This window comes from Kitasatospora cinereorecta (assembly GCF_024172095.1).
Classification (GTDB): Bacteria; Actinomycetota; Actinomycetes; order Streptomycetales; family Streptomycetaceae; genus Kitasatospora; species Kitasatospora cinereorecta.
On record NZ_JAMZDX010000007.1, the window covers coordinates 214,861 to 238,856 of the forward strand.

28 protein-coding genes are annotated in these 23,996 nt (G+C 72.3%); 16 read left to right on the plus strand and 12 right to left on the minus strand.

Translation table 11 applies throughout. The features are described from left to right. Positions 1-88 precede the first annotated feature (88 nt). Entirely contained in the window at positions 89-991 is a 903-nt protein-coding gene (locus FHR36_RS33715) for a LysR family transcriptional regulator (RefSeq protein ID WP_253803584.1), read from the plus strand. On the opposite strand, the gene FHR36_RS33720 is transcribed toward FHR36_RS33715, so the two are convergent. Then, entirely contained in the window at positions 958-1,176 is a 219-nt protein-coding gene (locus tag FHR36_RS33720; RefSeq protein ID WP_253803586.1) for a hypothetical protein, read from the minus strand. The two genes, FHR36_RS33715 and FHR36_RS33720, sit on opposite strands and share 34 nt — an antisense overlap. Positions 1,177-1,536: 360 nt before the next feature. Here FHR36_RS33720 and FHR36_RS33725 point away from each other — a divergent pair, with 360 nt between their 5' ends. The 4 genes from FHR36_RS33725 to FHR36_RS33740 all read left to right on the plus strand — a co-directional run bounded on the left by FHR36_RS33725 (position 1,537) and on the right by FHR36_RS33740 (position 4,697). Further along, complete coding sequence (locus FHR36_RS33725; RefSeq protein ID WP_253803588.1) at positions 1,537-2,730, plus strand: hypothetical protein; 1,194 nt, start codon at positions 1,537-1,539, stop codon at positions 2,728-2,730. Further along, positions 2,718-3,506 carry an endonuclease/exonuclease/phosphatase family protein gene (locus tag FHR36_RS33730; RefSeq protein WP_253803589.1) on the plus strand — a complete coding sequence of 263 codons (789 nt, stop codon included), beginning with the start codon at positions 2,718-2,720 and terminating at the stop codon, positions 3,504-3,506. Before FHR36_RS33725 ends, FHR36_RS33730 begins: the two co-directional genes overlap by 13 nt. Positions 3,507-3,516: 10 nt before the next feature. Next, entirely contained in the window at positions 3,517-4,242 is a 726-nt protein-coding gene (locus FHR36_RS33735; protein ID WP_253803591.1) for a hypothetical protein, read from the plus strand. 104 nt (positions 4,243-4,346) lie between these two features. Next, positions 4,347-4,697 carry a hypothetical protein gene (locus tag FHR36_RS33740; protein WP_253803593.1) on the plus strand — a complete coding sequence of 117 codons (351 nt, stop codon included), beginning with the start codon at positions 4,347-4,349 and terminating at the stop codon, positions 4,695-4,697. A 20-nt stretch (positions 4,698-4,717) separates the two neighbouring features. On the opposite strand, the gene FHR36_RS33745 is transcribed toward FHR36_RS33740, so the two are convergent. From FHR36_RS33745 to katG, 3 genes are all read right to left on the minus strand, one after another. Then, positions 4,718-5,017, minus strand: coding sequence for a putative quinol monooxygenase (locus FHR36_RS33745; protein ID WP_253803595.1), 300 nt, complete (start codon positions 5,015-5,017; stop codon positions 4,718-4,720). A 115-nt stretch (positions 5,018-5,132) separates the two neighbouring features. Beyond that, the gene (locus tag FHR36_RS33750) at positions 5,133-5,588 is read right to left on the minus strand and encodes a bacteriocin immunity protein (RefSeq protein ID WP_253803596.1); all 456 of its coding nucleotides are present in this window, start codon (positions 5,586-5,588) and stop codon (positions 5,133-5,135) included. Positions 5,589-5,680: 92 nt separating this feature from the next. Then, complete coding sequence (gene katG / locus FHR36_RS33755; RefSeq protein WP_253803598.1) at positions 5,681-7,912, minus strand: catalase/peroxidase HPI; 2,232 nt, start codon at positions 7,910-7,912, stop codon at positions 5,681-5,683. A gap of 255 nt (positions 7,913-8,167) precedes the next feature. On the opposite strand from katG, the gene FHR36_RS33760 reads away from it, so the two are divergent. Then, the gene (locus FHR36_RS33760; RefSeq protein ID WP_253803600.1) at positions 8,168-8,578 is read left to right on the plus strand and encodes a Fur family transcriptional regulator; all 411 of its coding nucleotides are present in this window, start codon (positions 8,168-8,170) and stop codon (positions 8,576-8,578) included. Between the two features lie 113 nt (positions 8,579-8,691). Here FHR36_RS33760 and FHR36_RS33765 read toward each other — a convergent pair whose 3' ends face one another. Beyond that, on the minus strand, positions 8,692-9,531 hold the full coding sequence (locus FHR36_RS33765) for a lysozyme (protein WP_253803602.1): 840 nt from the start codon (positions 9,529-9,531) through the stop codon (positions 8,692-8,694). 190 nt (positions 9,532-9,721) lie between these two features. On the opposite strand from FHR36_RS33765, the gene FHR36_RS33770 reads away from it, so the two are divergent. The 3 genes from FHR36_RS33770 to FHR36_RS33780 all read left to right on the plus strand — a co-directional run bounded on the left by FHR36_RS33770 (position 9,722) and on the right by FHR36_RS33780 (position 11,895). After that, positions 9,722-10,405, plus strand: a complete 684-nt coding sequence (locus tag FHR36_RS33770; protein ID WP_253803603.1) for a helix-turn-helix domain-containing protein — start codon at positions 9,722-9,724, stop codon at positions 10,403-10,405. A 117-nt stretch (positions 10,406-10,522) separates the two neighbouring features. Beyond that, the gene (locus FHR36_RS33775; protein WP_253803605.1) at positions 10,523-11,188 is read left to right on the plus strand and encodes a GOLPH3/VPS74 family protein; all 666 of its coding nucleotides are present in this window, start codon (positions 10,523-10,525) and stop codon (positions 11,186-11,188) included. A 176-nt stretch (positions 11,189-11,364) separates the two neighbouring features. Next, positions 11,365-11,895: a GNAT family N-acetyltransferase gene (locus FHR36_RS33780; RefSeq protein ID WP_253803607.1), complete on the plus strand. Its 531-nt coding sequence runs from the start codon at positions 11,365-11,367 to the stop codon at positions 11,893-11,895. An 8-nt stretch (positions 11,896-11,903) separates the two neighbouring features. On the opposite strand, the gene FHR36_RS33785 is transcribed toward FHR36_RS33780, so the two are convergent. Together FHR36_RS33785 and FHR36_RS33790 are read right to left on the minus strand one after the other, a co-directional pair. Further along, on the minus strand, positions 11,904-12,659 hold the full coding sequence (locus FHR36_RS33785; RefSeq protein WP_253803609.1) for a class I SAM-dependent DNA methyltransferase: 756 nt from the start codon (positions 12,657-12,659) through the stop codon (positions 11,904-11,906). A 119-nt stretch (positions 12,660-12,778) separates the two neighbouring features. Then, a complete protein-coding gene (locus tag FHR36_RS33790; protein ID WP_253803611.1) occupies positions 12,779-14,176 on the minus strand; it encodes a phospholipase D-like domain-containing protein in 1,398 nt (465 codons plus the stop codon). 692 nt (positions 14,177-14,868) lie between these two features. On the opposite strand from FHR36_RS33790, the gene melC1 reads away from it, so the two are divergent. Further along, positions 14,869-15,282, plus strand: a complete 414-nt coding sequence (melC1, locus tag FHR36_RS33795) for an apotyrosinase chaperone MelC1 (RefSeq protein ID WP_253803612.1) — start codon at positions 14,869-14,871, stop codon at positions 15,280-15,282. A gap of 191 nt (positions 15,283-15,473) precedes the next feature. Further along, entirely contained in the window at positions 15,474-16,301 is an 828-nt protein-coding gene (melC2, locus tag FHR36_RS33800) for a tyrosinase MelC2 (protein ID WP_253803614.1), read from the plus strand. Between the two features lie 6 nt (positions 16,302-16,307). Here the strand turns inward: melC2 and FHR36_RS40400 are convergent, their stop codons facing one another. Next, positions 16,308-16,736, minus strand: coding sequence for a YkvA family protein (locus FHR36_RS40400; RefSeq protein WP_380231173.1), 429 nt, complete (start codon positions 16,734-16,736; stop codon positions 16,308-16,310). Between the two features lie 49 nt (positions 16,737-16,785). Then, the gene (locus tag FHR36_RS33810) at positions 16,786-17,412 is read right to left on the minus strand and encodes a hypothetical protein (RefSeq protein ID WP_253803616.1); all 627 of its coding nucleotides are present in this window, start codon (positions 17,410-17,412) and stop codon (positions 16,786-16,788) included. Between the two features lie 189 nt (positions 17,413-17,601). Here FHR36_RS33810 and FHR36_RS33815 point away from each other — a divergent pair, with 189 nt between their 5' ends. After that, positions 17,602-17,832 carry a hypothetical protein gene (locus FHR36_RS33815; RefSeq protein WP_253803617.1) on the plus strand — a complete coding sequence of 77 codons (231 nt, stop codon included), beginning with the start codon at positions 17,602-17,604 and terminating at the stop codon, positions 17,830-17,832. A gap of 252 nt (positions 17,833-18,084) precedes the next feature. Next, on the plus strand, positions 18,085-18,615 hold the full coding sequence (locus tag FHR36_RS33820; RefSeq protein WP_253803619.1) for a hypothetical protein: 531 nt from the start codon (positions 18,085-18,087) through the stop codon (positions 18,613-18,615). A gap of 101 nt (positions 18,616-18,716) precedes the next feature. Here the strand turns inward: FHR36_RS33820 and FHR36_RS33825 are convergent, their stop codons facing one another. Next, complete coding sequence (locus FHR36_RS33825) at positions 18,717-19,205, minus strand: glutathione peroxidase (protein ID WP_253803622.1); 489 nt, start codon at positions 19,203-19,205, stop codon at positions 18,717-18,719. 199 nt (positions 19,206-19,404) lie between these two features. Here FHR36_RS33825 and FHR36_RS39675 point away from each other — a divergent pair, with 199 nt between their 5' ends. Then, entirely contained in the window at positions 19,405-20,898 is a 1,494-nt protein-coding gene (locus tag FHR36_RS39675) for an ArnT family glycosyltransferase (protein ID WP_308199712.1), read from the plus strand. Positions 20,899-20,990: 92 nt separating this feature from the next. After that, a complete protein-coding gene (locus FHR36_RS33835; RefSeq protein WP_253803624.1) occupies positions 20,991-21,722 on the plus strand; it encodes a flavodoxin family protein in 732 nt (243 codons plus the stop codon). 33 nt (positions 21,723-21,755) lie between these two features. Here FHR36_RS33835 and FHR36_RS33840 read toward each other — a convergent pair whose 3' ends face one another. Continuing rightward, a complete protein-coding gene (locus FHR36_RS33840; RefSeq protein ID WP_253803626.1) occupies positions 21,756-22,196 on the minus strand; it encodes a hypothetical protein in 441 nt (146 codons plus the stop codon). 92 nt (positions 22,197-22,288) lie between these two features. On the opposite strand from FHR36_RS33840, the gene FHR36_RS33845 reads away from it, so the two are divergent. Then, positions 22,289-23,023: a DUF6333 family protein gene (locus FHR36_RS33845; RefSeq protein WP_253803628.1), complete on the plus strand. Its 735-nt coding sequence runs from the start codon at positions 22,289-22,291 to the stop codon at positions 23,021-23,023. Between the two features lie 23 nt (positions 23,024-23,046). Here FHR36_RS33845 and FHR36_RS33850 read toward each other — a convergent pair whose 3' ends face one another. Continuing rightward, positions 23,047-23,952: an arginase family protein gene (locus tag FHR36_RS33850; RefSeq protein WP_253803630.1), complete on the minus strand. Its 906-nt coding sequence runs from the start codon at positions 23,950-23,952 to the stop codon at positions 23,047-23,049. Between the last annotated feature and the right edge of the window lie 44 nt (positions 23,953-23,996).

Below are 23,996 nucleotides of genomic sequence, written 5' to 3' on the forward strand. Positions count from 1 at the left end.
CGGCCCGTCCGCGGCGATGGACAGAGCGTGCCGCGCGGCCCGATCATGAGTCCAACAAGTGGCCCGACCCGGGAGATGAGGAAGTCTCATGACGGCAGAGCTGAACCTGGCCCAGCTCCGGGCACTCGTCGCGGTCGCCGACCACGGCGGATTCGGCGCCGCCGCAGCCGAACTCGGCATCAGCCAGTCCGCCGTCTCGCACGCCGTCGCCGCCCTCGAACGGGCCCTCGGCGCGCCCGTCCTCCACCGCACCACCCCCGCCCGCACCACCCCGCTCGGGACCCGCATCCTCCCCCACGCCCGCACCGCCGTCACCGCCACGGCCGCCGTCCGCACCATCGCCACCAGCCACTCCGGCGGCCTCACCGGCACCGTCCGCCTCGCCGCCCCCGCCACCGTCTGCCAGGGCCTGCTCCCCGGACTGCTCCGCGAATGGCGCACCGCCCACCCGCGACTCACCGTCCAGATCTTCGAAGGCGAGGACGACGAACTCGGCGTCTGGCTCGAAGCCGGCACCGTCGACGCCGCCGTCCTCGTCGACGCCGACCCCGCCCCGGCCGGCGCCGTACCGCTCGGCAGCGACGCGATGCACGCCGTCCTGCGCCGCGACCACCCGCTCGCCGACCAGCCCGCCATCGACGTCGCCGACCTCGAGGACGACGACTTCCTGCTCTCCGAAGGCGGCTGCGAACGGCACATCCGCGACGTCTACCGGCGGGCCGGCGTCCGCTTCACCGCCCGCCACCGCATCCGCGACCTCAACACCCTGATCGGCATGGTCCACGCGGGCCTCGGCGTCTCCGTCATGCCGGCCCTCGCCCAGACCATGCTGCCGCCCGACTGCGTCCTCGTCCCGGTCCGCCCCGCCGTCCACCGCACCCTCACCCTGACCGGCCCCACCACCCGGCCCTGGGCACCCGCGGTCGGCGGACTGCTCGCCGCGACCCGCCCCGCGACTCAGCCGCCGCCCAGCAGCCCCACCACCTCGTAGCCCAGCCCGCCCAGCGTCGGCAGCGCCCCGAGATCGGTGATCGCCCCGACCGGAATGCTGTACCCCTGGTTCACCTGCGGCTGCGCCGGACCCTCCGCCACCGGCGCGATCGCCCCCGCACTCCCCGCCCCGCCCCCGACCACCCCGGCCAGCACCACCGCACCGACCGCCGCCACCCGCACCACACACCGCATCATTCGCATACCCGGACAACGACCGGCCCCGCTGAAGGCAACGCCGACCTGGAGACCGGTCTGCCCCGCCCGGCCGGAGCGTCGTCACCACCTCGCCGTACGACCGAGCCGTCGGCCACAGGCGCTCTCTCCGGTGACCTGCAGGGCTGCTGCGAGCCGGGACCGGGCGGACAACGCTGTCGCGGAAACCCCGGTGCGCCGGCCCTCGGAGGACTACCCTGATGGCCATTCTCCATCGAGGTCGTACGGGGGGCAGGCAGAGTGACGGCCACGCAGAGATCCGGTTCAGCGCGGTCCGGGGCCGCCGGGCCGAGGGGCGGCGTCCAGCTCCTCAGGGTCAAGAGTGCGCTCATGACAGTCGCACCGTTCACCGCTGCGCTCATCACCTTCAAGACCGTGCTCGACTATGCGCCCAAGTCCTGGTTCCCGGCCGAGTTCCTGCAGTACCTGTTCGCGGGCCTGTGCGCCCTCTGCGTGGGACTGTCCATCAGACTGCTCGGCGCTGCGCCGGGCGCCCCACGGGCACGCGCGGCCGGTGCCAGGGGCTCCCACGGAACCGCCGGCCCGTCAGCTCACACGATCCTGACGGACACGGCCCGCGGAGTGGCCGGACAGCACCGGACGGTCACCCACCAGGGGACTGTCCTGCACGGCTGGCCTCAGTACCTCAACGATCCCGTCCCGCCCACTGCGGTGGGAACCTCCTACGGCGTCCGCATCCTGGCACTGCTGGACCTGTACGACGCGAGCATCAACAGGCACGACCTGTCCGCCACCCTGCTTGCCCTGCAGCGACCCGGCGGCGGGTGGGCCGCAAGTACCCAGCGGCAGCGCGGACGACCCGAGGTGACCAGCTGGGTCATCGCCTCACTGTGTCGACTCGGAATGGAGAGGGGAGCGAAGCAGCAGCTCGTGGCGGCACTTGAAGACATGCTGGAGCCGCGACTCGATCCGGTGGGGATGGCGAGCATCACCGTGGTCTCCACCGCCGTCTCCGCGCTGTCCGAGGTGGCCCCGACATCCTCGAAGCTTCCCGAGCTCGCAAGGCGCTTGCTCGACGGCGGTCACCATGACCAGCAGGACTCGACACCCCTGTTGTACTGGGGCGAGACCCAGTACAGCTCCTCCAGGTCCGTTGCCCACACCGCACGGGCGGCGATCGCCCTCAACGATGCCGCCAGAGCGCTGCCCGGAAATGCCGGACTGGCGAGCGGGGCGCGCGCCGCCGTGGACTGGCTGTGCCGATCGGGGACGGACTTCCACCTGGTCGACGAGCAGTTGCGCCGCCCGGTGGCCGACGGCACGGTCGATGCCCTCTTCATCGGTCACTTCACAGCGGCATGGGTCGCCCAGGCGATCCTCGATGTCGGAGTGTCCGGGGGGATCTACGACGACTGCCTCGCCAAGGCCATGCGTGACGTGGTCGGCCGGCAGGAGAACGGGCTTTGGCGGTGGCACGACGGATCCATACCCATCTGGATGACGCAGCAGGGGGCTCAGGTAATAAAGGACCACGCATTGAGGAATCCGCAATGGCTGTTGTGAACCCGCCTCGCACCGCTCTCTCCGTCGCCAGCTGGAACCTGCACGAGGGACTGGACGCAGAGGCCGACCCACATCCCGGAGCTGCGGACAGCAACTCCATGCATTCCGTCGCCCACCTCGTCCGCGAGCACGGAATCGACGTCATCGGGCTGCAGGAAGTCGGATTCGACGCCGACGGGACGTCCGAACTCCTCGACTTCCTCCAGGCCGCGACACCGCTCCGTCACATCGCTCGGCATCCGCTTCACGAGTCCTCCTTCTTCCCGGGAAGGCTCAGCGGGGTAGCCATTGCCAGCCGGTTCCCGCTGTACGCCCTGAAGCGGCACTCCCTGCCGAATCCTCGGCTCTCCGTCCAGCTGGGGGACGCCGAGATCAGGAGCCACGACAAGGGCTTCATGTCCGCTCAGTTCGACATCGGGGAGATCAGGATCGGAGTGACCGTCGTGCACGCCCTCCCTTTTCATCTCTTCCGGCGCGAGGCAGCGGACGCGGAATTCAAGCCCATCTGGGAGTACCTCTCCACCCGAATCGGGGAGGAGGACGCGAAGCATGCGATCATCTGCGGAGACTTCAACACGCCGGACCGCGGCCTGCTGCTTCGTGACGGTTTCCTGAAGCTGTCGAGTGCCATGGGGAAGCAACCGACCTACAAGGATGTCGCGTTGGACGACATTCTCTACGGCTTCGGACTCAGGGTCGGGAGTGCGACGACGGTCGACAACTTCTCGGACCACAAGCTGTGTATCGCGGAAGTGCTGGTTCCGTCGGATTCCTGAGAGGCAGTGGATGTCCATGGAGTGGGATGGGCGGGGCCCGTTCGTTCTGCGTGAGCTGGTAGGGAGTCTGGAGACGATCCTGGCCGGACCCGGGACCGACTACGCGGCCGACCTCCTGGCCCGCACCGCTGAACTGGGTGGGTCCGGGCAGATCGCCGAGGTGATCGAGGCGGTCTCGGCCGACCGGGAGCTCTTGGGCCGCTGCGCCTCGAGATCCTTTGCCCATCCTCTGGGATTCCAGAAATTCGTCCTGCTCGCCGGGCGGAGGTTCGAGGTCCGTCTGCACCTGTGGGTGCCAGGAGCCCAGGTGGCCACCGAGCACGTCCACAACCACCGTTTCGCCTTTGCCTCGTACGTGCTCCTCGGGCGCCTCAGCTCCAACCTCTACGACCACGCGGCCGATGGGGTGCTGGCGGCCGGCTACCGGGAGAGCCGCTCGGCGGATGCGAGGACCTACCTGTTCAGTCCCACCGGCCTGGTCAGGGTGGTGAGACGGGAGACGACCGAGCTGTCGACCGGGATGTCCTACTTCATGAACCCCGAGACCCTTCACCAGGTCTCCCCGGTGGACACCCCCTCGGCAAGTCTCGTCATCAAGATTCCGACGCCGCGAACGACGACGACCGTCCTCATGCCTCCGCTGCAGAAACCCCCGAGGTTCGCGGCGCGTACCGCTCTCACCCTGGACACGGCCAGGAGCATGCTCCGCGACGCCCTGGAGCTCATCCGCAGATGAGCTCCGGCTCCTCCCGGGGCCGGAGGTGCTCGACTGCCTGGACCGGCTCCGCCGGGGCTGTCCATCCCGGCCTGCGGTCTGGGGGTGGCTGCGAAGATACGGGGATGTACTGGTACCTGACTGTTCGTTCGGACGGTCACTACAGCAAGAGCGTTCCGAATCACGTCCTGGTGGAGCACCTCGACGCGGTGCCCGGCCTCCGGAGGACCGACCTGGCCTTCTACCGGGCCGAGGACGGGCTCGAGTGGCTCGATGTGACCATCGCCGCTTGCGACAGTGCCGGCAACTACGCCGCCCACGCAGGCTGGGTGCCGCCGCAGGTCAACATGGTGGAGCTGATCTGCTCCGCGGCCGGTGGTCGGCCGGCCTACGAGGCCGCCCGGGTGGTGGCGGCGGGGATCGCCGACCTGCTCGGCTGGGAGGTCGTCGACTCCGAGAGCGGCGAGGTCCTGTAGTCCGGTGCCCGCGTTTGCGGTCAGAGGCCGAGACCGCCCGCGACGTGCGTCTCCTGGCGGGTGAACTCGCCCGTCAGCAGGGGCATGACCCTGCCGATGGAGGCCTTCACCTCGGGCAGTTGCAGCGATGCGTCGTGGTGCTCCCGGCTCTCCCACACCTCGCTGACCCACACGGTGTCCTCGTCGGTGGCCGATTCGGAGACGACGTAGAGGTCGCATCCCGCTCGGCGCAGACCGTCGGCTCCGGCCACCAGTGCGGCGACCACCTCCGCACGGTGACCGGGCTTGACCTTCATCGAACCGATGTAGCCGTAGCGCATGCCACTCCTCCTGACCGTGATGAGACGCACGCACAAGCCTAGCGGACATGTGTTCGATTGCGCGGGGGCCTCCGGCCGGAAGGGCGGACCGGGTGCCGACTCGCATCCTTCCCGCTCAGAGCGCGATCGGGCGGTAGGCGAGGGCCGCGTCGGCGAGGGCGTGCGGGGGTGCGTCGCGGAGGTGGGCCGGCGGGTGGAAGATCAGGTCGGCGAGGTGGGGGTGGGGGATGCTCGCGTGGAGCAGGCGGAGGTAGTGGTCGGTCTCGCGGTCGCCGGTGGCGATGCGGTGGATGATCTCGGCGAGTTCGTCGCGGGTGATGTCGGGGACGCGGGGGTGGGCCGGTCGGGCGGCTTCGGTGGCGAAGTCGGTGAGGCTGCGGGCGGCGCAGGGGTCGGCGAAGTCCCGGACGGTGTAGGCGTGTCCGGTGTCCGCGTTGAAGGCGGTGATGGCGGCCTCGGCGTCGGTGGAGCCGGTGGCGAGCAGGTCGGTGATGCGGCCGATCTCGGTGTGGAGGGCGTCCAGGCGGCGCGGGTCGACGGCGGGCGGGAGCAGTTCGGGGCGGAGGTCCACGGGGGGATTGTGGCAGCCGGGCGTACAGGCGCCGCCCGCGGCGGCCCGGTGAGGGGCGGCCGCGGGCGGCGGGGTCGGGGTGCGGGGGTGGGTCAGGCGAGGTCGAAGCGGTCGAGGTCCATGACCTTGGCCCAGGCGGCGACGAAGTCGGTGACGAACTTGTCCTTGGCGTCGTCGCTGGCGTAGACCTCGGCGAGGGCGCGGAGTTCGGAGTTGGAGCCGAAGACGAGGTCGGCGCGGGTTCCGGTCCACTTGAGGGCGCCGGTGGCGGCGTCGCGGGCCTCGAAGGAGGTGCCGTCCTGGGAGACGGCGCTCCAGGTGGTGCCGAGGTCGAGGAGGTTGACGAAGAAGTCGTTGGTCAGGGTGCCGGGGTTGGCGGTGAGTACGCCGGCCGACGACTGCTGGTGGTTGGCGCCGAGCACGCGCAGGCCGCCGACGAGGACGGTCATCTCGGGCGCGCTCAGGGTGAGCAGGTTGGCCCGGTCGAGCAGCAGGTACTCGGCGGGGAGGCGGTTGCTCTTGCCGTAGTAGTTGCGGAAGCCGTCCGCGGTGGGTTCGAGGGCGGCGAAGGACTCGACGTCGGTCTGGTCGGCGGTGGCGTCGGCGCGTCCGGGGTGGAAGGGCACGGTGACGTCGCGGCCGGCGTCCTTCGCGGCCTTCTCGACGGCGGCGCCGCCGGCGAGGACGATCAGGTCGGCGAGGGAGACCCGCTTGCCGCCGCTCTGGGCGGCGTTGAAGTCGTGCTGGATGCCGGTGAGGGTGCGCAGCACGCCGGCGAGCCGGTCGGGCTCGTTGGCCTCCCAGCCGACCTGGGGCTGCAGGCGGATGCGGCTGCCGTTGGCGCCGCCTCGCATGTCGCTGCCGCGGAAGGAGGAGGCGGAGGCCCAGGCGGTGGCGACGAGGTCGCCGACGGAGAGGCCGGAGGCGAGGATCTGCTGCTTGAGGGCGGCGGTGTCGGCGTCGTCGACGAGCGCGTGGGTGACCTCGGGGAGCGGGTCCTGCCAGAGCAGGGGCTCGCTGGGGACCTCGGGGCCGAGGTAGCGGACGACGGGGCCCATGTCGCGGTGGGTGAGCTTGTACCAGGCGCGGGCGAAGGCGTCGGCGAACTGGTCGGGGTGCTCCAGGAAGCGGCGCGAGATCGGCTCGTAGACCGGGTCGAACCGCAGCGACAGGTCGGTGGTGAGCATGGTCGGCGCATGCCGCTTCGAGGCGTCGTGGGCGTCGGGGACGGTGTCCGCACCGGCGCCGTCCTTGGGCCGCCACTGGTTCGCGCCGGCGGGGCTCTTGGTCAGCTCCCACTCGTACCCGAAGAGGATCTCGAAGAAGCTGTTGTTCCAGGTGGTGGGCGTGTCGGTCCAGATGCCCTCGAGGCCGCTGGTGATGGCGTCGCCGCCCTTGCCGCTGCCGAAGCTGCTCTTCCAGCCGAGGCCCTGCTGCTCGAGCGGGGCGTCCTCGGGGTCGGCGCCGACGCTGTCGGCGGGGCCGGCGCCGTGGGTCTTGCCGAAGGTGTGGCCGCCGGCGATGAGGGCGACGGTCTCCTCGTCGTTCATGGCCATCCGGCGGAACGTCTCGCGGATGTCGCGGGCGGCGGCGATCGGGTCCGGGTTGCCGTTGGGGCCTTCGGGGTTGACGTAGATGAGGCCCATCTGGACGGCGCCGAGGGGGTTCTCCAGCTGGCGGTCGCCGGTGTAGCGCTCGTCGCCGAGCCAGGTGGTCTCGGGGCCCCAGTACACGTCCTCCTCGGACTCCCAGACGTCCTCGCGGCCGCCGCCGAAGCCGAAGGTCTGGAAGCCCATCGACTCGAGGGCGACGTTGCCGGCGAGGATCATCAGGTCGGCCCAGGAGAGGCTCTTGCCGTACTTCTTCTTGATCGGCCAGAGCAGGCGGCGGGCCTTGTCGAGGTTGGCGTTGTCGGGCCAGCTGTTGAGCGGGGCGAAGCGCTGCTGGCCGGCGCCGGCGCCGCCGCGACCGTCGCTGATCCGGTAGGTGCCGGCGCTGTGCCAGGCCATCCGGATGATGAACGGGCCGTAGTGGCCGAAGTCGGCGGGCCACCAGTCCTGCGAGGTGGTGAGGACCTGCTCGATGTCCTGCTTCACGGTCGGCAGGTCGAGGGCCGAGAACGCGGCCGCGTAGTCGAAATTCTCGCCGAGGGGGTTTGCGACGGCGGGGTTCTTGGCAAGAATCCTCAGATTGAGCCGTTCGGGCCACCACTGGCGGTTTCCGCCGCCCTGGGTCGGATGCAGCGCCCGCCCGTGCGGAACCGGGCAGCCGCCCCCGTCCTCCGCCTTCGCGTCGGTGACGATTGCGTCGTGGTTGTCAGACATGGGAATCCTTCCGAACTGGGCGGATCACTGTGTCGAACTGCGAGCCGTGGAACGTGGTACTTGGGGGCACCGAGCCCCGGGGGCGGCGTCTCACCTGCCGTGACCGGAGTCTTCCTGTCCCTTGGACATCTCCAGAATCGATCCTACGATGGACATGGTCCAAGTCAAGAAGTGCATAAACCCATATCTCATCGGAACCCGGGATTCCGCTGGTGCAATTCCGGGCGCCGACCGAGCCTGAAAAGGTGGACCGATATGAGTGACCTGCTGGAGCGGCTGCGCGGACGCGGCTGGCGAATGACTTCCCAACGGCGTGTCGTGGCCGAGGTCCTCGACGGCGAGCACGTGCACCTCACGGCCGACGAGGTGCACGCCCGGGCGGCGCGGCGGCTCCCGGAGATCTCCCGGGCCACCGTCTACAACACCCTCGGCGAGCTGGTCTCGCTCGGCGAGGTGGTCGAGGTCTCCACGGACGGCCGGGCCAAGCGGTACGACCCGAACGCGCACCGTCCGCACCAGCATCTGGTCTGCTCCGGCTGCGGCACCATCCGGGACGTCCACGCGACCGGTGACCCGCTGGCCGACCTGCCGGCCGAGGAGCGGTTCGGCTTCACCGTCTCGGGGGTGGAGGTCACCTACCGCGGGCTCTGCCCGGCCTGCGCGTAGCTGCAACGGCAGTAGACAGCAATCAGAAGGAGTGCGCGAAGGCGCGGGGCGCACCGGGTGCGCCCCGCGGGGTTGCTCGCGGTGTGGTCGACTGTTCGGTCCTGGGCCCCGGGTCAGCCGTTGGCGAGGGCCTGGACGCGGTCGTACGCGCCGTTGAACCAGTTCTGGTCGCCGGGGAAGGTGCCGGAGTCGGCGTACTGCCAGATGGTCTGGTACGACCAGCCGGCCGGCAGGGTGCCGACGGTGGCGGCGTAGCGGGCGATCCACAGCGGGTTGGTGGCGCCGAACGAGGAGTTGTTGCCGGTGCACTGCGTCCACCAGTTGGTGGTGGTGTAGATGACCGGGTACCGGCCGGTGCGGGTGTGGACGGTGTCCGAGAAGGACCGGATCCAGCTGACCATGGCGCTCTGGCCGAGGCCGTAGCAGGTGGCGCCGTACGGGTTGTACTCGATGTCGAGCGCGGGCGGCATGGTCTTGCCGTCGGCGGACCAGCCGCCGCCGTGGTCGACCAACCAGTTGGCCTGGACGGTGCCGCTGGAGCGGTCGGGCAGCGCGAAGTGGTAGGCGCCGCGGATCATGCCGACGTTGTACGAGCCGTTGTACTGCTGGGCGAAGTACGGGTTGGTGTAGCTGGTGCCCTCGGTCGCCTTGATGTAGGCGAACTTCGCCCCATTGGCCCAGGCCGTGCTCCAGGTGACGTTGCCCTGCCAGCTGGAGACGTCCATGCCCGGGGTCTGGGCAACGGCCAGTGGAGCGAGGTGGCCGTAGGGCGATCTGCCCTCGTGGGCGACGACGGTGGAGCCGGCGAAGTCGCGCTCGGGGTGGAACGCGGGCCTCGGGGTGGTCCTCGCGGTGGCGGGCGCGGCGGCCGCCCCGAGCAGGAGCGCGGTCGCCGCGGCGGCCGTGGCTGCGCGGCGGAGCAGGTGCGAGGGGGTGGTGCCGGGTGCGGGCATGACGTCTCCTCGGTTCCCTTGCGCGGCGCGGGTTCGCCACGTGCGGTGAAGGATAGTCATGACCTCTTCATTCAACACGGTGTTGACGCCACATCATCTTGTTGGTGTCGATGTGGCGAACAGACACGCAGGAGTCGCCCGCCTACGATGGAACCACCGGTTCCGGTCCGCCGAGGAGAGGGTGAGCCCCATGGGAAGCGACGCCACGTCCCGCCCCGACCCCGACCCGGAGTCGATCGCCCGCCGGATCGCCGAACGCCGGACCCAGCTCGGCCTCACCCTCGAACAGCTCGCCCGGGACGCGGGGATGTCACCCCACTACCTGGAGGTCCTCACCGGGGCCGGTCCCGCCTTCGACCAGGGCGCCTTCCTGCGCCTCGCCGCGGTGCTCGGCCTGACCCACCGCGAACTGCTCGAGGGCCGCACCGACCGGCCGCCCGGGCAGAGCGGCCCGCCCTCGCGGCCCGCCCTCCTGCGCCTCACCGAAGCGGAGTGCTGGGACCGGGTCGGCGTCCGCGGCGTCGGCCGCCTCGCCATCCCCGCCGAGCCCACCCCGCTGGTGTTCCCGGTCAACTACGCGGTCGACGCCGGCACCCTGGTCTACCGGACCGACCCGAACGGCGCCGGCGCCCTGCCCACCGGCGCCCCGCTGTCCTTCCAGGTCGACCGGATCGACGACCACCTCAGCACCGGCTGGAGCGTCCTGATCACCGGCACCGCCGAGCCGATCACCGAGGAGGAGGAACAGCAGCGCCTGCGGCGCGAACTCGGCGTCGAGCCGTGGGCCGGCGGCCACCGGGTGCTGTGGATCCGCATCCGGCCCGACACGGTCAGCGGGCGGCGGATCACCAGCCTGCCGACGCTCGGCGACTGACCGCACCGGTACCCCGCCGGCGACGGGGAGCCCGGCGCGGCGGTGGCGGGAACCTTCCGGCCGGCCCGGGCGTCACTCGGGCACACGGGGACACCGCGGCTACGGGGGAGCACCACCATGTTCGTCACGCTGGGCGAAGAGATCATGCTGATGTCGCTCGACGACGGATCCGGCAAGGCGCGGGAGCGGATGACCGCCGGCTGGGTCGTCGCCGGAGCCTTCCTGCTCGACCTCGCCCTCGCCGGCCGGATCACCGCCGAGGACGGCCGCCTGCGCGTCGTCGACGCCGCACCGACCGGTGTCCGGCTGCTGGACGGACGCCTGGCGGCCGTCGCCGCCTGGACGGAGGGCCGGCGCACCGCCAAGGTGGCCGCCTGGGTGACCAAGGACCAGTCCACGGCCGTCCGGGCCGCGATCGACAGCCTCCGCGAGCGCGGACTGGTCACCGAGGAGCGCCACCGGCTGCTCGGCCTCTTCCCGGTCCGCCGCTACCCGGAGGCGGACGGCTCGGTCGAGCGCGAGCTGCGTGCCCGCCTCACCGCCGCCGTCCTGGACGGCGCCGAACCCGACGAGCGCACCACCGGCCTGATCGCCCTGCTGCACGGCGCCCGCCTGCACCGGTTGGCCTTCCCCGACCTCCCGCGCAGGCAGGTCGAGCCGCGGATGGCCGCCATCGCCGAGGGCCAGTGGGCGGGCGAGGCCGTCCGGCAGGCGATCCGCACCATGCAGGCCGCCATGGTGGCGGTCGCGACGACAACGGCCATCGCGGCCTCCTCGGGCTGACCGGGGCGGGGGGTCCGCGGCGGTCGGTCGAGTCGGTCAAGTCGGCTGGGCCGATTGGGTCGGTCGGCTGGGCCCGTCGCGCGGCGGGGCGGCTGTGGCACGATGGCGGTTCCCGCGCGGTCCCGCCGATCGCCGCGGCACCCGACCACCTCGACCTCCCCGCGACTGGAGCACCCGTGGCAGCCGAGCTGACCTTCCGCACCGCCGAGCCGGCCGACGTCCCGGCCCTGGTGGCCCTCGTCGAGTCCGCCTACCGGGGCGAGGCCAGCCGGGTCGGCTGGACCACCGAGGCCGACCTGCTGGACGGCCAGCGGACCGACGCGGACGGGGTCGCCGCCGTCATCGGCCGGGCGGACTCGGTCGTGCTCGTCGCGGAGGACGAGGGCGAGCTGCTGGCCTGCTGCCACCTGGAGCGGCGCGGCTCCAGCGCGTACTTCGGCATGTTCTCGGTGAGCCCCGGCCGGCAGGGCGGCGGGCTCGGCCGGGCGGTCCTGGAACGGGCCGAGCGCCTGGCCCGCGAGGAGTGGGGCGCGGCCGAGCTGGAGATGACGGTGATCGAGCAGCGAGCCGACCTGATCGCCTGGTACGAGCGCCGCGGCTTCAGCCGCACCGGCGAGTACTCGCCCTTCCCGTACGGCGACGAGCGCTTCGGCATCCCGCTCCGGGACGACCTGCGGTTCGAGCGGCTGGCGAAGAGCCTCGGGTAGCCTCCGGCTCAGTCGCGGGGCTTCTCCCAGACGGAGACGTGCTGCCGGCTGTCCTCGGTGAACGGTGCGCGGGTCCAGCCGTCCCAGCGGTGGCGCAGGCGCAGGCCGGCGAGCCGGGCCATCAGGTCGAGTTCGGACGGCCAGACGTAGCGGAACGGGATGCTGCGGGCCTCGCCGCGGCCGTCCGGGGTGATGCTGATGTAGTGGCAGGTGGCGTCCTGGGTGACGGTGTCGTAGACGGTGTACGCCCAGCCGTCGGGGCCGGTCTCGAACGGCACGACGTTCTGCCCGGCCGGGATCCGGCGCAGCTCCGGGACCAGCACCTCGACGACGAAGCACCCTCCGGGGGCGAGGTGCGCGGCGGCGTTGGCGAAGCAGGCGACCTGGGCGTCCTGGTCGGCCAGGTTCATGACGGTGTTGAACACCAGGTAGGCGAGCGAGAACGGCCCGTCGGCGGTCATGTCGACCGTGGTGGTGGCGAAGTCGCCGATCGAGACGCCGACGGCGTCGCCGCCGGGCTTGGACCGCATCCGGGCCACCATGGCGCGGGAGAGGTCGATCCCGTGCACCGGCACGCCCCGGGCGGCGAGCGGCAGCGCGATCCGGCCGGTGCCGATGCCGAACTCCAGCGCCCTTCCGCCGCCCGCGAGTTCGGCCAGCACGTCGACGGTCCGCTCGACCACGTCCGGGCGGAACTCGCCGTCCGGGGAGCGGTCGTACCGCTCCGCCACCTGTTCTCCGAAGTACCCGTCCGCATCGCTCACCGGCGGACCGTACCGCCGACCGGCCCGCCGGCGCAGCGAATTTCCGCGCCCGTGCCGCGCGTACGCCACCGCCGGGACGGCGGCCGAACGCGCGTCCCGGCGGTGGTGATGACGGTGGGTCAGGCGTTGCAGAGGCCCTGGGTGTAGTCGACGGTGGCGGTGGCGCGGGAGTACTGCCACTCGGGTGCGAGCAGGTGCTCGTCGAGCTGGGCGGCGGCGGTGCGGTCCTCGACCAGGTAGCCGAAGTCCTGGAGCCAGGCGGGGTAGAGGTTCTTGGAGCCGAGGTAGAAGGCGGAGCCGTCGACCGCGACCAGCTTGTGGTGCAGGGCGTACGGGTGGCCGTCGGCCCAGGTGGGTGTGGTGGCGGCGCGGAAGGAGGCGAGCTGGAGGTTGCCGCAGAGGGCTCCGCGGGCGGCGGCCGGGTCGCCGAGGCGGGCGGTGAGGCGCTCCTTCAGCAGGTCGCTGATCTCGGCGAGCGACTTGATCTGGGAGTAGCCGCCGCTGCCGACGGTGCCGCGGTTGGCCGGGTCGCTGACCACGATCCGCACCTTGACGCCGTCGGCGAGCTTGCCGGCCAGGATGTCGTACAGGCGGGCGTCGTAGCGGGGGAGCGGCGGGCAGGTGCCGTTGAGGTCCTGCTGGGAGATCTCGATGTGGGCGCCGGCGGAGGCGAGCAGGGCGCGCAGCGCGTTCTCCTCCGGGTTCACGGTCTCGTAGTCGCGGTCGGCGTTGGTGTGGTCGGGCAGCGGGACCGGTCCGCAGGCGGTGCCGGTGCCGGACGGGGCGGGGGCAGGGCCGGGCCGGTAGGTGGACGTCGGGTCGCTGGTGCGGATGCCGACGCCGAGGCCGCCGACGGCGATCACCGGGACGCCGCCGCCCGGGCGGGGGGTGTCGGCCGGGGCAGTGCGGTGCTCCAGGTCGGGCGTGCAGGCGGCGCCGTTGGAGGAGGCGAACCAGGCGGCCGAAAACAGGCCGACGTTGGCGCAGGTCCAGCCCCACAGGGTGTCCAGGTACGCGCCCGCCGAGGCGGCGGCCGGCCCGGCGAGGGCGAGGTCGGCGTCGGTGACCGGGTGGCCGGTGGCGAGGTAGTCCTTGCTCCAGTCGTTGATGCCGCCGGTGAGGACGCGGTCGCCGTCGACCACCAGGAGCTTGGAGTGGTTCCAGGAGAAGGCGGTTTTGGCGGTGGTCATCGAGGCGACCTGGAGGTCGATCGAGCGGGCGGCGTCGCCGAGCCGGCCGACCAGGTCGTCGCGGTACCTGGCCGGGACCGAGCCGATGTTGTAGAGCGGGGCAGCGCCGACCAGGATCCGCACCTGGAGGCGGTGGCCGGAGGCGACGGCGGACTTGAGTCCGGCGACCAGGGCGTCCTGGAAGCCGCCGTCGGGGAAGGGCGCGAGGGTGGATATGTCCACGGTGCGGGTGGCGGAGGCGATGGTGGCGGTGGTGCGGTCGAGCAGGGCCCGGGTGCCGGCGCGGTCGGTGCAGGCGGGGTCGCCCCAGCAGCCGGGTGTCTGCACCAGCCAGCCAGCCGGCCGGGTCGGTGGCCGGGGTGTCGATGCGGTTGCCGTCGGTGCGCTGCCAGACCGTCCCGTCGAGGCCGGGGGAGACCTGGCGGAGGGTCTGCTCGACGGCGTCCAGGTGCGGGGTGGCGGAGGTGGGGGCCGGGGTCGGGCCGGTGGGGGCGGCGGCGGCCGGGGCCGCGGGAAGGGCGCCGAGCGCGGTGAGGGCGGCCAGCAGGGTGAGGGCGGCGGAACGGGGGCGGGGGTGACGGCGCACAGGTTTCCTCGGGGGTTGCGCGGGCAAACGCTTTGATGGTTTGTCAGGTTCAGGTCGTCAAAGTATCGGAGCTTCCGGATGGCCTGGCCAAATCGCGTCATCCGCGCGGAGTGAGCCCGGACACAGGATTTCCGCGGCGCGGGAGGAATTGCGGTCCGAGGGCGGCCGGATGTGGAGATCATTCGGGCTGATGCCCTGATCAGGCGGGTTGTGCCGGACGATTTCAGATGGTTCAGCGCGCAACAATCCCGGCGGGTTGGCCGGATTTCCGGTCCGCCGATCGACCCCCGCCGATCGGCCGTTCCGGAGCGGTGATCCGGCTTGCGAGCATGAGGGCCGCGCGGCGATCGAGGATCGCCGAAATGCGCCCGCGGTCGGCCCCACCGTTCGCCGACCGACCATCAGAACCTTCGCGACCCGGGGGGATTCCGCCATGCCCGAAAACACCACCGAACTGACCCGACGCCGGATGCTCCAGGGCGCCGGCGTCGCCCTCAGCGCCGCCGCCGGCCTCACCGTCATCGGCCTCACCGGCCCCGCCGCCGCGGCCGACCCCGCCCACACCGAGGCGGACGCCGCCCACGACGGCCACGACGGGCACGACACGGGCGGGGGCTTCGACGAGGTCTACCGTGGCCGCCGCATCCAGGGCCGGCCCGCCGCCGAGCACCAGCACCACGGCGGCTGGACCGTCCTGATCGACGGCCAGGAACTCCACGCGATGCAGAACGCCGACGGCACCTGGATCAGCGTGGTCAACCACTACCAGCCGTACCGCACGCCGCGCGCGCTCGCCCGCGCCGCGGTCACCGACCTCCAGGGCGCCACCCTGCTGCCGATCGGCTGAACCGGGACCCCGCGACCCGCGGGCCCCTTCACCGGCGGGCCCACCACCGCCCGCCCGGACCCGCTCGCACCGCGCGCCACGCCACGTGCCGCGCCGCGAGCCGGTTCACCAGCCATTCCACTCCACGAGCCGCAGCGCGAGCCGCTCAGCGACCCTGACGCCGGCCCGCCGACAAGGAGCACCGAACCACCATGGCAGTCCGCAAGAACCAGGCGACCCTCACTCCCAAGGAGAAGCGCGACTTCGTCGCCGCCGTCCTCGAGCTCAAGCGCCTCGGCCGCTACGACGCGTACGTCTCCACCCACAACCGCTTCATCACCGGCGACACCGACAACGGCGAGCGGACCGGACACCGCTCGCCGTCCTTCCTGCCCTGGCACCGCAAGTTCCTGCTGCAGTTCGAGCAGGACCTGCAGAGCGTCAACCGCGACGTGACGCTCCCGTACTGGGACTGGACCGCCGACCGCACCACCGACGCCTCGCTGTGGGCGGCCGACCTGCTCGGCGGCAACGGCCGCTCCCGCGACGGCCAGGTGACCACCGGCCCGTTCGCCGGCCCCGGCGGCAAGTGGCCGCTGGCGGTGCGGCCCGACAGCCGCGACTTCCTGCGCCGCCAGCTCGGCGCCGGCGTCTCCGACCTGCCCACCCGGGCCGATGTCGAGTCGGTGCTCGCGGTGACCACGTACGACGCCGCGCCGTGGAACAGCGCCTCGGACGGCTTCCGCAACCTGATGGAGGGCTGGCGCGGGGTCAACCTGCACAACCGCGTCCATGTGTGGGTCGGCGGCCTGATGTCGACCGGCATGTCACCCAACGACCCGGTGTTCTGGCTGCACCACTGCTTCATCGACAAGCTGTGGGCCGAGTGGCAGCGCCGCCACCCCGAGCAGGGCTACCTGCCGACCGCCGCCACCCGCAACGTGGTCGCGCTGAACTACACCATGAAGCCGTGGAACGACACCACCCCGGCCGACATGCTCGACCACACCAAGTTCTACACCTACGACAACCCGTTCTAGCCCGTTCTAGGACGTGCGGGCGTCCTCGGCGGCTGCCCGGGCCCACTCCACGTACCGCCCGGACTCGCGGGTCAGCCCGGTGAGGAACCAGAGCAGGACGGCGGTGTCGTCGGTCCAGCCCAGCACCGGGATGAAGTCCGGGATCGCGTCGATCGGGCTCAGCAGGTACAGGGCCACTGCCGCGGCCAGCAGGCCGAGCTTCCCCGGTCCGATTCCGGGGTAGCGGCGGGCCAGCACGTCGCGCAGCAGGCGCGGCACCGCGAACAGCCGGGCGCCGAGACCGGGCGCACCCGGCTGCCGGATCTCCCGGTACAGGCGCCAGGCCGACCTGGTCACGGTCTCGCTGTCCAGCCCGCGTCCCGGGCGGGCGGCGGGGCCGGACGAGGCCGGCCCCGAGGGGCGGTGCGGCGGCTGCGACGGTACGGACTTGCCCACGGAAGCCTCCTGCTCGGGACGGGCCGGCCTCCACGGTACGCGACCGCGATCAGCCGCCGTAGAGGCTACGGCAGATCCGTGCCTGCTCCGAGCCGGGCGGCCACTGGCCCAGCCGCTCCGCCTCCGCGCACACCTTCAGACCAGCCAGCGGCGTCCCGATCCCGGTGCCCGGCGTCTGGTTCGTCGCCGGGCCGGCCGGCCGGTGCGCGGACGGTGAGGGGCGCGGGCGGTTGGTCCGGTGGGCGCTCGGCGCGGGGTCGGCGTCGGCCTGGTCGGCCTCGGCGCCCTCCGGTGATGCCGCGTCGGTCGGGGAGACAGCCGGTGAGCCGCTCGGCGGGCCCGTCGGGGACGCGGTCGGCAGCGGCGGCAGCGCGCCCGCCGAGGGCGAGCCGGCCGCGCCGGGCAGGCCGTCGGAGGGGGACGGGCTCGGGGAGCCGTCGACCGTGCTCAGCGAGGTCCGGTCCCGGTCCGGGGACGGGCCGCAGGTGGCGAGCAGCCCGCCGAGCAGCAGTGCGCCGCCGAGCGCACCCGACCAGATCGCCACCTGCCGCCGCCGGCGGCGCGGCGGGACCACCCGGGGCTCCCACGGGCTGGGCGGCGGGGGCAGCGGTGGTGGCGCGGGAGGCGTCGTCTGCTCCCAGCCGTACTGCCACGGCGGCTGCCACTGCTCGTCCACGTCCGGTCCTCCCGGGCCTCGCGCTCCCGTCCTCCACGCGGGACGGGCACGTTCGCCCTGCTCAACGAGCCGGTCCGCGATCCGGAACGCCCCGTCGGAGGGAACGGCCGGGCGCGTCGGCGACACGCCGGTGCGGCCACCTGGGGGACGCAGGCGGGCATCGGCCCCGCCGCGGTCGATGCTGTCGGCATGAACGACAACAGCACCGAGGAACCCCTGGTCAAGGTCGCGGAGTTCCGTACGGACAGCCGCTACCGCCTGGTCCACTTCAAGGGCGCGGGTTGGAAGCCCCTCGCGCCCGAGGAATTCGAGCCGGAGGTGAAACACCACTTCCCGGATCTCGACCCGCACGATCCGGTCCGGGTGCACTGGGACGACCGCCCCTGGGAGTGGCCCGCCTGGCACCCCGGCGAGGCCTGACGCCGCCGCCGTCCGACCGCCCGCCGTCGTACCGGCACCGAGGACAGCGCGGCCGCCGCAGGACCCGCCACCGGGCCCGCGGCGGCCGCGCCCGCATGATCGGATCGCCCTGCTCGCAAGGGTGTTGACCGGTCATCAACCGTTCGACACAGCAAATTCACGTGCCGGGTCTACCCGTGTAGCGCATGCGAGGAGTGTCATGGACCGCGGTCTCGGCGAAAGCCGCCGAGCCTCAAGTCCCGGGAGGCACCCATGCGTTCGCCCGCCCGAATACCGTCCGCCGCCGGCACCGCCCTGGCCCTGACCTTCAGCGGCCTCGTCCTCGGCCTCGGGGCCGGCACGGCCCACGCCGCCACCTGCTCGCAGTCCTACCTGCCGCTGCCCGACCCGACCTGCACGCCGGGCGTGTACAACCCCGACGTCACGCAGTCGACCATCCACTCCACGATCTGCGTGTCCGGTTGGACGGCGACCGTCCGCCCGCCCACCTCCTACACCAACCCGCTCAAGGTGAAGGGCATCGCGGACTACGGGTACGCGAACACCTCCACCTCGGCCTACGAGGAGGACCACTTCATCCCGCTGGAGCTCGGCGGCTCGCCCCGCGACCCCAGAAACCTGTGGCCGGAGCCGTACGCGGGCACGAAGACGGCCACCACCAAGGACGGCGTCGAGACCAAGCTCAAGAACGCGGTCTGCGACGGCAGAATCACCCTGTCCGCCGCCCGTACCGCGATCAAGAACAACTGGACCACGGCGCTGAGCGTCACCGGCATCGGCTAGCTTCCCCGGATCGCACCGCACCGCATCGCACCGAATCGCACCGCATCTGCGCGCGGCGCCGGCAGCCCCTGGCCGCCGACGCCGCCCCGCACACGTCCGCGTCAGGCCTGGAGCTGCGCCTCGATCGCCGCGATCAGCTCGTCCGCCTCCGGCTCGGTGCGCGGACGGAAACGGCCCGCCACGGTGCCGTCCGCCGCGATCAGGAACTTCTCGAAGTTCCACTGCACGTCGCCCGCCTCGCCCGCGGCGTCCGCCGTCTCGGTCAGCCGGGCGAACAGCGGGTGCCGCTCGTCGCCGTTCACGTCGAGCTTCTCGAACAGCGGGAAGGACACGCCGTACGTGGTCGAGCAGAAGGTCTGGATCTCCTCCGCCGTGCCCGGCTCCTGGCCCATGAACTGGTTGCAGGGGAAGCCCAGCACCGTGAAGCCGCGCTCGGCATAGCGCTGCTGCAGCCGCTCCAGGCCGGCGTACTGCGGGGTCAGACCGCACTTCGACGCCACGTTGACCAGCAGCAGGACCTTGCCCTTGTGGTCGGCCAGCGAGGCGGCCTCGCCGGTCAGGGTGCGCAGCGGGATGTCGTACAGGCTCATGAGGGTTCCCTTCGGAATCAAACCGGTCCGGAGCCTTGAACCTACCCCCGACCGCGGATGTTCCCGCCCCCCGACGTGCTGCGGACCACATCCGCCGACCGTGCGCGCGCAGCGGCCGCAGGGCCGCCAGCCAGGGCATCCTCCGCAGCGGGCGAGGCCCCCTCCCGCGCACGGCGCCGGGATGCCAGACTTGCCCGCCGTGAGTACTCGGGGGAACACGGAAACCGACCTGCGGCCCTTCGCGCTGCACCCGGTGATGACCATCGCGACCGTCGTCGCGACCGGCCTGGTGGTGCTGTCCGGACGGTACGGCTTCCACCGCGACGAGCTGTACTTCCTCCTCGCCGGCCGGCACGCCGCCTGGGGATACGTCGACCAGCCCCCGCTCACCCCGCTGATCGCCCGGCTCTCCGCCGACGCCCTCGGCGAGAACCCCACCGCCCTGCGGACCGTCCCCGCCCTGCTCACCGCCGCCACCGTCGCGCTCACCGCACTCATCGCCCGCGAATGCGGCGCCGGACGCGGCGGACAGATCCTCGCCGCCGCCTGTTGCGCCTGCTCCGGCTACGTCCTCGCGGTCGGCCACCTGCTCTCCACCAGCACCTTCGACCTGACCGTCGAGCTCGCCGTCGTCCTGGTCGTCCTGCGCCTGCTGCGCACCCGCGACAGCCGCTGGTGGCCCGCGCTCGGCGCCGCCGTCGGCATTGCCCTGCTCAACAAGCAGCTCGTCCTCGCCCTGCTGCTCGCCCTGCTCGTCGTCCTGCTCGCCGCCGGCCCCCGCGACCTCGCCCGCCGCCTCCCGCCCGACCCGCGGCTCCCGCTCGTCGCGGTCGCCCTCGCCCTGCTGATCGCCGCCCCCACCCTGTGGTGGCAGGCCGCCCACGGCTGGCCCGAACTCCGGGTCGCCCACCTCATCAGCGCCGGCAGCGGCCTCACCGGACGGCTCCTCTTCCTCCCCCAGCAGGCCCTCCAGTTCTCGCCCTTCCTGATCCCCGTCGCCGTCCTCGGCGCCCGCCGCATCCTGCGCGACGACACCCTCGGCTGGGCCCGCCCGGTCCTCTTCGCCCACCCCGTGCTGTGCCTGCTCGTCCTCGTCGGCGGCGGCAAGCCCTACTACCCGCTGCCGCTGCTCCTCGCCATCACCGCCGCCGGCTGCGAAGACCTCGCCCGCCGCGCCCGCCACCGGAGCGGCCGCACCCTCGTCCTCGCCGCCGCCCTCTCCACCCTCGCCGCCCTTCCCCTCCTCCCCGCCTCGGCCGCCTCCGTCACCCGCAACCTCGACCCCGACCAGGGCGAACAGGTCGGCTGGCCCGAACTCGCCCGGGCCACCGCCAGCGGCTGGGACGCCGTCCCCGCCGACCAGCGATCCCGCGCCGTCCTGCTCACCGCCAACTACGGCGAAGCCGGCGCCCTCGCCCACTACGGCCCCGCCCTCGGCCTGCCCACCCCCTACTCCGGCCACATGAGCCTCGCCGACTGGGGCCCGCCCCCACCCGGCACCGACGGCCCCGTCCTGCTGGTCCACCCCGCCGGCCGCTCCCACCTCGAGAAGTCCTTCACCGGCTGCCGCACCCTCGCCCGCGTCGACAATGGCCAAGGCGTCGACAACCACGAACAGGGCGCGGAAGTCGTCCTCTGCGACGGCCCGCACCAGCCCTGGCCCGAGCTCTGGCCCCAGCTGCGCCGCTACTGACCCCGCCCTGCGGATGTGAGCCGACGCGCCGGGCTCACCCGGCCGGCCGACGGTGCTCGACCGGCGCCGGCCGGCGTGCTGCCATGGCGGGCATGCAGACGCCCACGGACCCCGCCGGCACCACCAGCCACTCCGACCTCAGCGCCCTGGTGATCAACTGCACCCTCAAACGCTCACCCGAGCGCAGTCACACCCAGGGCCTGATCGACCTCAGCACCGGCATCATGGAACGCCAGGGCGTGCGGGTCGAGGTGGTGCGGGCGGTGGATCTCGACATCGCGACGGGCGTCTGGCCGGACATGACGGAGCACGGGTGGGAGACCGACGAGTGGCCGGTCATCTACTCGAAGGTGATGGCCGCGGACATCCTCACCCTGGCCGGACCCGTGTGGCTGGGAGACAACTCCTCCGTCATGAAGCAGGTGATCGAGCGCCTGTACGCCTGCTCGTCGATCCTCAACGAGCACGGCCAGTACGCCTACTACGGGCGCGTCGGTGGCTGCCTGATCACCGGCAACGAGGACGGCGCCAAGCACTGCGCGATGAACGTGCTCTACAGCCTCCAGCACCTGGGATACGTCATCCCGCCCCAGGCCGACGCCGGATGGGTGGGCGAGGCCGGACCCGGCCCGTCCTACCTCGACCCGGGCTCCGGCGGACCGGAGAACGACTTCACCAACCGCAACACCACCTTCATGACCTGGAACCAACTGCACCTGGCCCGCATGCTCAAGGACGCCGGCGGCATCCCGGCCCACGGCAACCAGCGCTCCGAGTGGGACGCGGGCTGCCGCTTCGACTTCGAGAACCCCGAGCACCGCTGAACGACCGGCCCGCTCACGGAGGATCGGTACGCGCTACGGGCTCTCGGAGGGCTTCCTCCGGTGGCGGGGGGCCTGCCACGTCACCACCAGGCCGGTCAGCGCGGCGGCTGCGGCGACCCCCTCCGCGACGGTTGCGGTCGTCTTCTGCGAGTACCAGAGCGGCTCGTACATGTTCGGCAGCGGACCGATCCTGCCGACATCGACGTAGAAGTACAGCAGGATCGCGCCCAGGGCACTGGCCGCGACGAGGAAGGCGATCGCCCAGGTGACCCGGTTCGCGATCAGCAGGATCAGCAGGGCGGCGAAGGACGCGACCGCCGCCTCGAGCCGGAACAGTGTGCCTTGGCTGATGTCGCCGCCGACAAGGTCGTACCGGCCGGCGAGATCGGCGTGCACATAGGCATCGACGGCCAGCCCGGCTGCCGTCAACAGCCGAAGCAGCCACAGGCCGACGCCCGACACCGCGAGGGGCATGTCTCCACGGTAGCCCTTTGTCCGGAAGTTGGTGAGCGCGCTGGTTCCGGTCGGCCCGGAGGCCGTCGGTGGCGGTCGTTACGGTGGCAGCCGTGACCGACACCAACTTCTGGCGGTTTCCGCCCGGGCGGACACTCGAGGGATACGGCGAGTGCGCCATCACGGTGGTCCTGCCACCGTTCCGCCCGCACCGTCCTTCCTCTCCCGACGTCACGGCGAGGTTCGCCGCACACGACCCGGCGCGCGCTCGGGCCTTTGCCGGATCCTTCCCCACCATCGAGGCCGTCCTCGAAGAACTTCCCCTCACCGACGCCGGGCCCGAGTCGCCGCGGACGGTGGCCGACCTCGACCTGGTCCGGGTCGGCTGCTGGGGCAACGTCGTCGCGATCGCGGACTGCGCCCTCGCGGGCCGCGGCCACCACGACTCACTGCTGGAGCAGACCGACGCCCTGGCCGAACGGTTTCCCGAGGCCCGGATCGTCGGGTCGGCAAGCGTGGACTGCGGGGAGAACCACACGGAAACCAGTGTCCACCTGCCCGGCGGGCTCAGGCTGCACTCCGAGGGGTGGACCTCCGCGGACCAGTGCCACGTCGACGGCGACCCGCACGCGATCGTGCGCGCGCTCGGGATCGGTTCCGACGTCCTCGCGGCGGAGTGGATCGACCTGGACGGGGACCTCGCGTCCGTGCCCTGGGAGCACTTCGGCCACGTCCTGCTGGCCCCGTACAGCCCGTGGGGCCATGAGGCCCTCGCGATGTCCCGCTTCCGCGTACGCCACACCGAGGACGCCACGATCCGGATGGAAGAGGTCTGGCTGCCGGAGTAGCTGCCGAGGTCCGGGCCCGCGGTTCACGGGGTTGCGCGCAGGGCGTGTTGGAGGCTTGCCACCAACCGGTCGAGGACGGCGGGGTATCCGGCCGCGCGGGACGGGTTGAGCTCGCAGACCGAGAGCGCCCGCAAGCGCGGGTCCCGGCAGGCGGTGTCCAGCGCCTCGGACACGGCGTCGAGCGTGGGGCCGCTGTTGCGGCCGTCCGTGCTCTCGGCGAGTGGCGCGTCGGTGAAGTCCAGGACGTCGACGTCGAGGTGCACGGCCAGGGGACCGGACGGGAGCGTACCGAGGGCCCGGGTCACCTCGGCTGCCGGCGTGGCGGCGAGATCGGTGTGCGATCCCCATCGCAGGCCCAGGACTTCGGCCTGCTCGCGTTCCCAGGAGGTGGCGGCTTCGGGGTCGATGCCGAGGAGGTGGAGCCGGTCCGGGGTGAGCAGCGGGCGGTGGGTGAAGGCGGCCGCCAGCGGCTCCGCGGCCCCGGGCAGGTCCAGTCCGTGGGCGAGCCCCATCCAGTCGAGGGCGCCGTCGCGGGTGCTCGCGGGTGTGTTGAGATCGAAGTGCCGGTCGATGTAGAGCAGGCCGGCGTCCGGGGCGACTGCCGTGAGCGCTGCCATCACCCCCAGTGCGACGGTGCAGTTGCCGCCGATGACCAGGACGTCCGCGTCCTCCTCCAGCGCTCCGGCGACGTGGTCGGCGACCGCCTTGACGGCTTGGACCACGGCCGTGAGGTTCTGGGCCCGCGGGTGCCGCGGGTCCGGGGCCCACACGTGCAGCGGCCCGTCCCCCGCATCCCGTACCCGGCGGCCCGCCGCCCTCAGGTGATCGATCAGGCCCAGCTCGCGCAGCACGCTCGGTGCGGCTTCCTGGCCGGGTGCGTAGCTGCCCGCGCTGGTGGGCGCGCCCACCACAACGAGATCCCGTCGCATCCACCCATCATCGCCGTCCGCCCGGACGGGCGCGAGCGGGCTGC

Excerpts from the sequence above, each read along its gene's own strand:
- FHR36_RS33715 (WP_253803584.1), top strand. The coding sequence starts at position 89 with ATGACGGCAGAGCTGAACCTGGCCCAGCTCCGGGCACTCGTCGCGGTC.
- FHR36_RS33725 (WP_253803588.1), top strand. The coding sequence starts at position 1,537 with ATGACAGTCGCACCGTTCACCGCTGCGCTCATCACCTTCAAGACCGTG.
- FHR36_RS33730 (WP_253803589.1), top strand. The coding sequence starts at position 2,718 with ATGGCTGTTGTGAACCCGCCTCGCACCGCTCTCTCCGTCGCCAGCTGG.
- FHR36_RS33735 (WP_253803591.1), top strand. The coding sequence starts at position 3,517 with ATGTCCATGGAGTGGGATGGGCGGGGCCCGTTCGTTCTGCGTGAGCTG.
- FHR36_RS33740 (WP_253803593.1), top strand. The coding sequence starts at position 4,347 with ATGTACTGGTACCTGACTGTTCGTTCGGACGGTCACTACAGCAAGAGC.
- FHR36_RS33745 (WP_253803595.1), bottom strand. The coding sequence starts at position 5,017 with ATGCGCTACGGCTACATCGGTTCGATGAAGGTCAAGCCCGGTCACCGT.
- katG (WP_253803598.1), bottom strand. The coding sequence starts at position 7,912 with ATGTCTGACAACCACGACGCAATCGTCACCGACGCGAAGGCGGAGGAC.
- FHR36_RS33760 (WP_253803600.1), top strand. The coding sequence starts at position 8,168 with ATGAGTGACCTGCTGGAGCGGCTGCGCGGACGCGGCTGGCGAATGACT.
- FHR36_RS33765 (WP_253803602.1), bottom strand. The coding sequence starts at position 9,531 with ATGCCCGCACCCGGCACCACCCCCTCGCACCTGCTCCGCCGCGCAGCC.
- FHR36_RS33770 (WP_253803603.1), top strand. The coding sequence starts at position 9,722 with ATGGGAAGCGACGCCACGTCCCGCCCCGACCCCGACCCGGAGTCGATC.
- FHR36_RS33775 (WP_253803605.1), top strand. The coding sequence starts at position 10,523 with ATGTTCGTCACGCTGGGCGAAGAGATCATGCTGATGTCGCTCGACGAC.
- melC1 (WP_253803612.1), top strand. The coding sequence starts at position 14,869 with ATGCCCGAAAACACCACCGAACTGACCCGACGCCGGATGCTCCAGGGC.
- melC2 (WP_253803614.1), top strand. The coding sequence starts at position 15,474 with ATGGCAGTCCGCAAGAACCAGGCGACCCTCACTCCCAAGGAGAAGCGC.
- FHR36_RS33815 (WP_253803617.1), top strand. The coding sequence starts at position 17,602 with ATGAACGACAACAGCACCGAGGAACCCCTGGTCAAGGTCGCGGAGTTC.
- FHR36_RS33820 (WP_253803619.1), top strand. The coding sequence starts at position 18,085 with ATGCGTTCGCCCGCCCGAATACCGTCCGCCGCCGGCACCGCCCTGGCC.
- FHR36_RS33825 (WP_253803622.1), bottom strand. The coding sequence starts at position 19,205 with ATGAGCCTGTACGACATCCCGCTGCGCACCCTGACCGGCGAGGCCGCC.
- FHR36_RS33835 (WP_253803624.1), top strand. The coding sequence starts at position 20,991 with ATGCAGACGCCCACGGACCCCGCCGGCACCACCAGCCACTCCGACCTC.
- FHR36_RS33840 (WP_253803626.1), bottom strand. The coding sequence starts at position 22,196 with ATGCCCCTCGCGGTGTCGGGCGTCGGCCTGTGGCTGCTTCGGCTGTTG.
- FHR36_RS33850 (WP_253803630.1), bottom strand. The coding sequence starts at position 23,952 with ATGCGACGGGATCTCGTTGTGGTGGGCGCGCCCACCAGCGCGGGCAGC.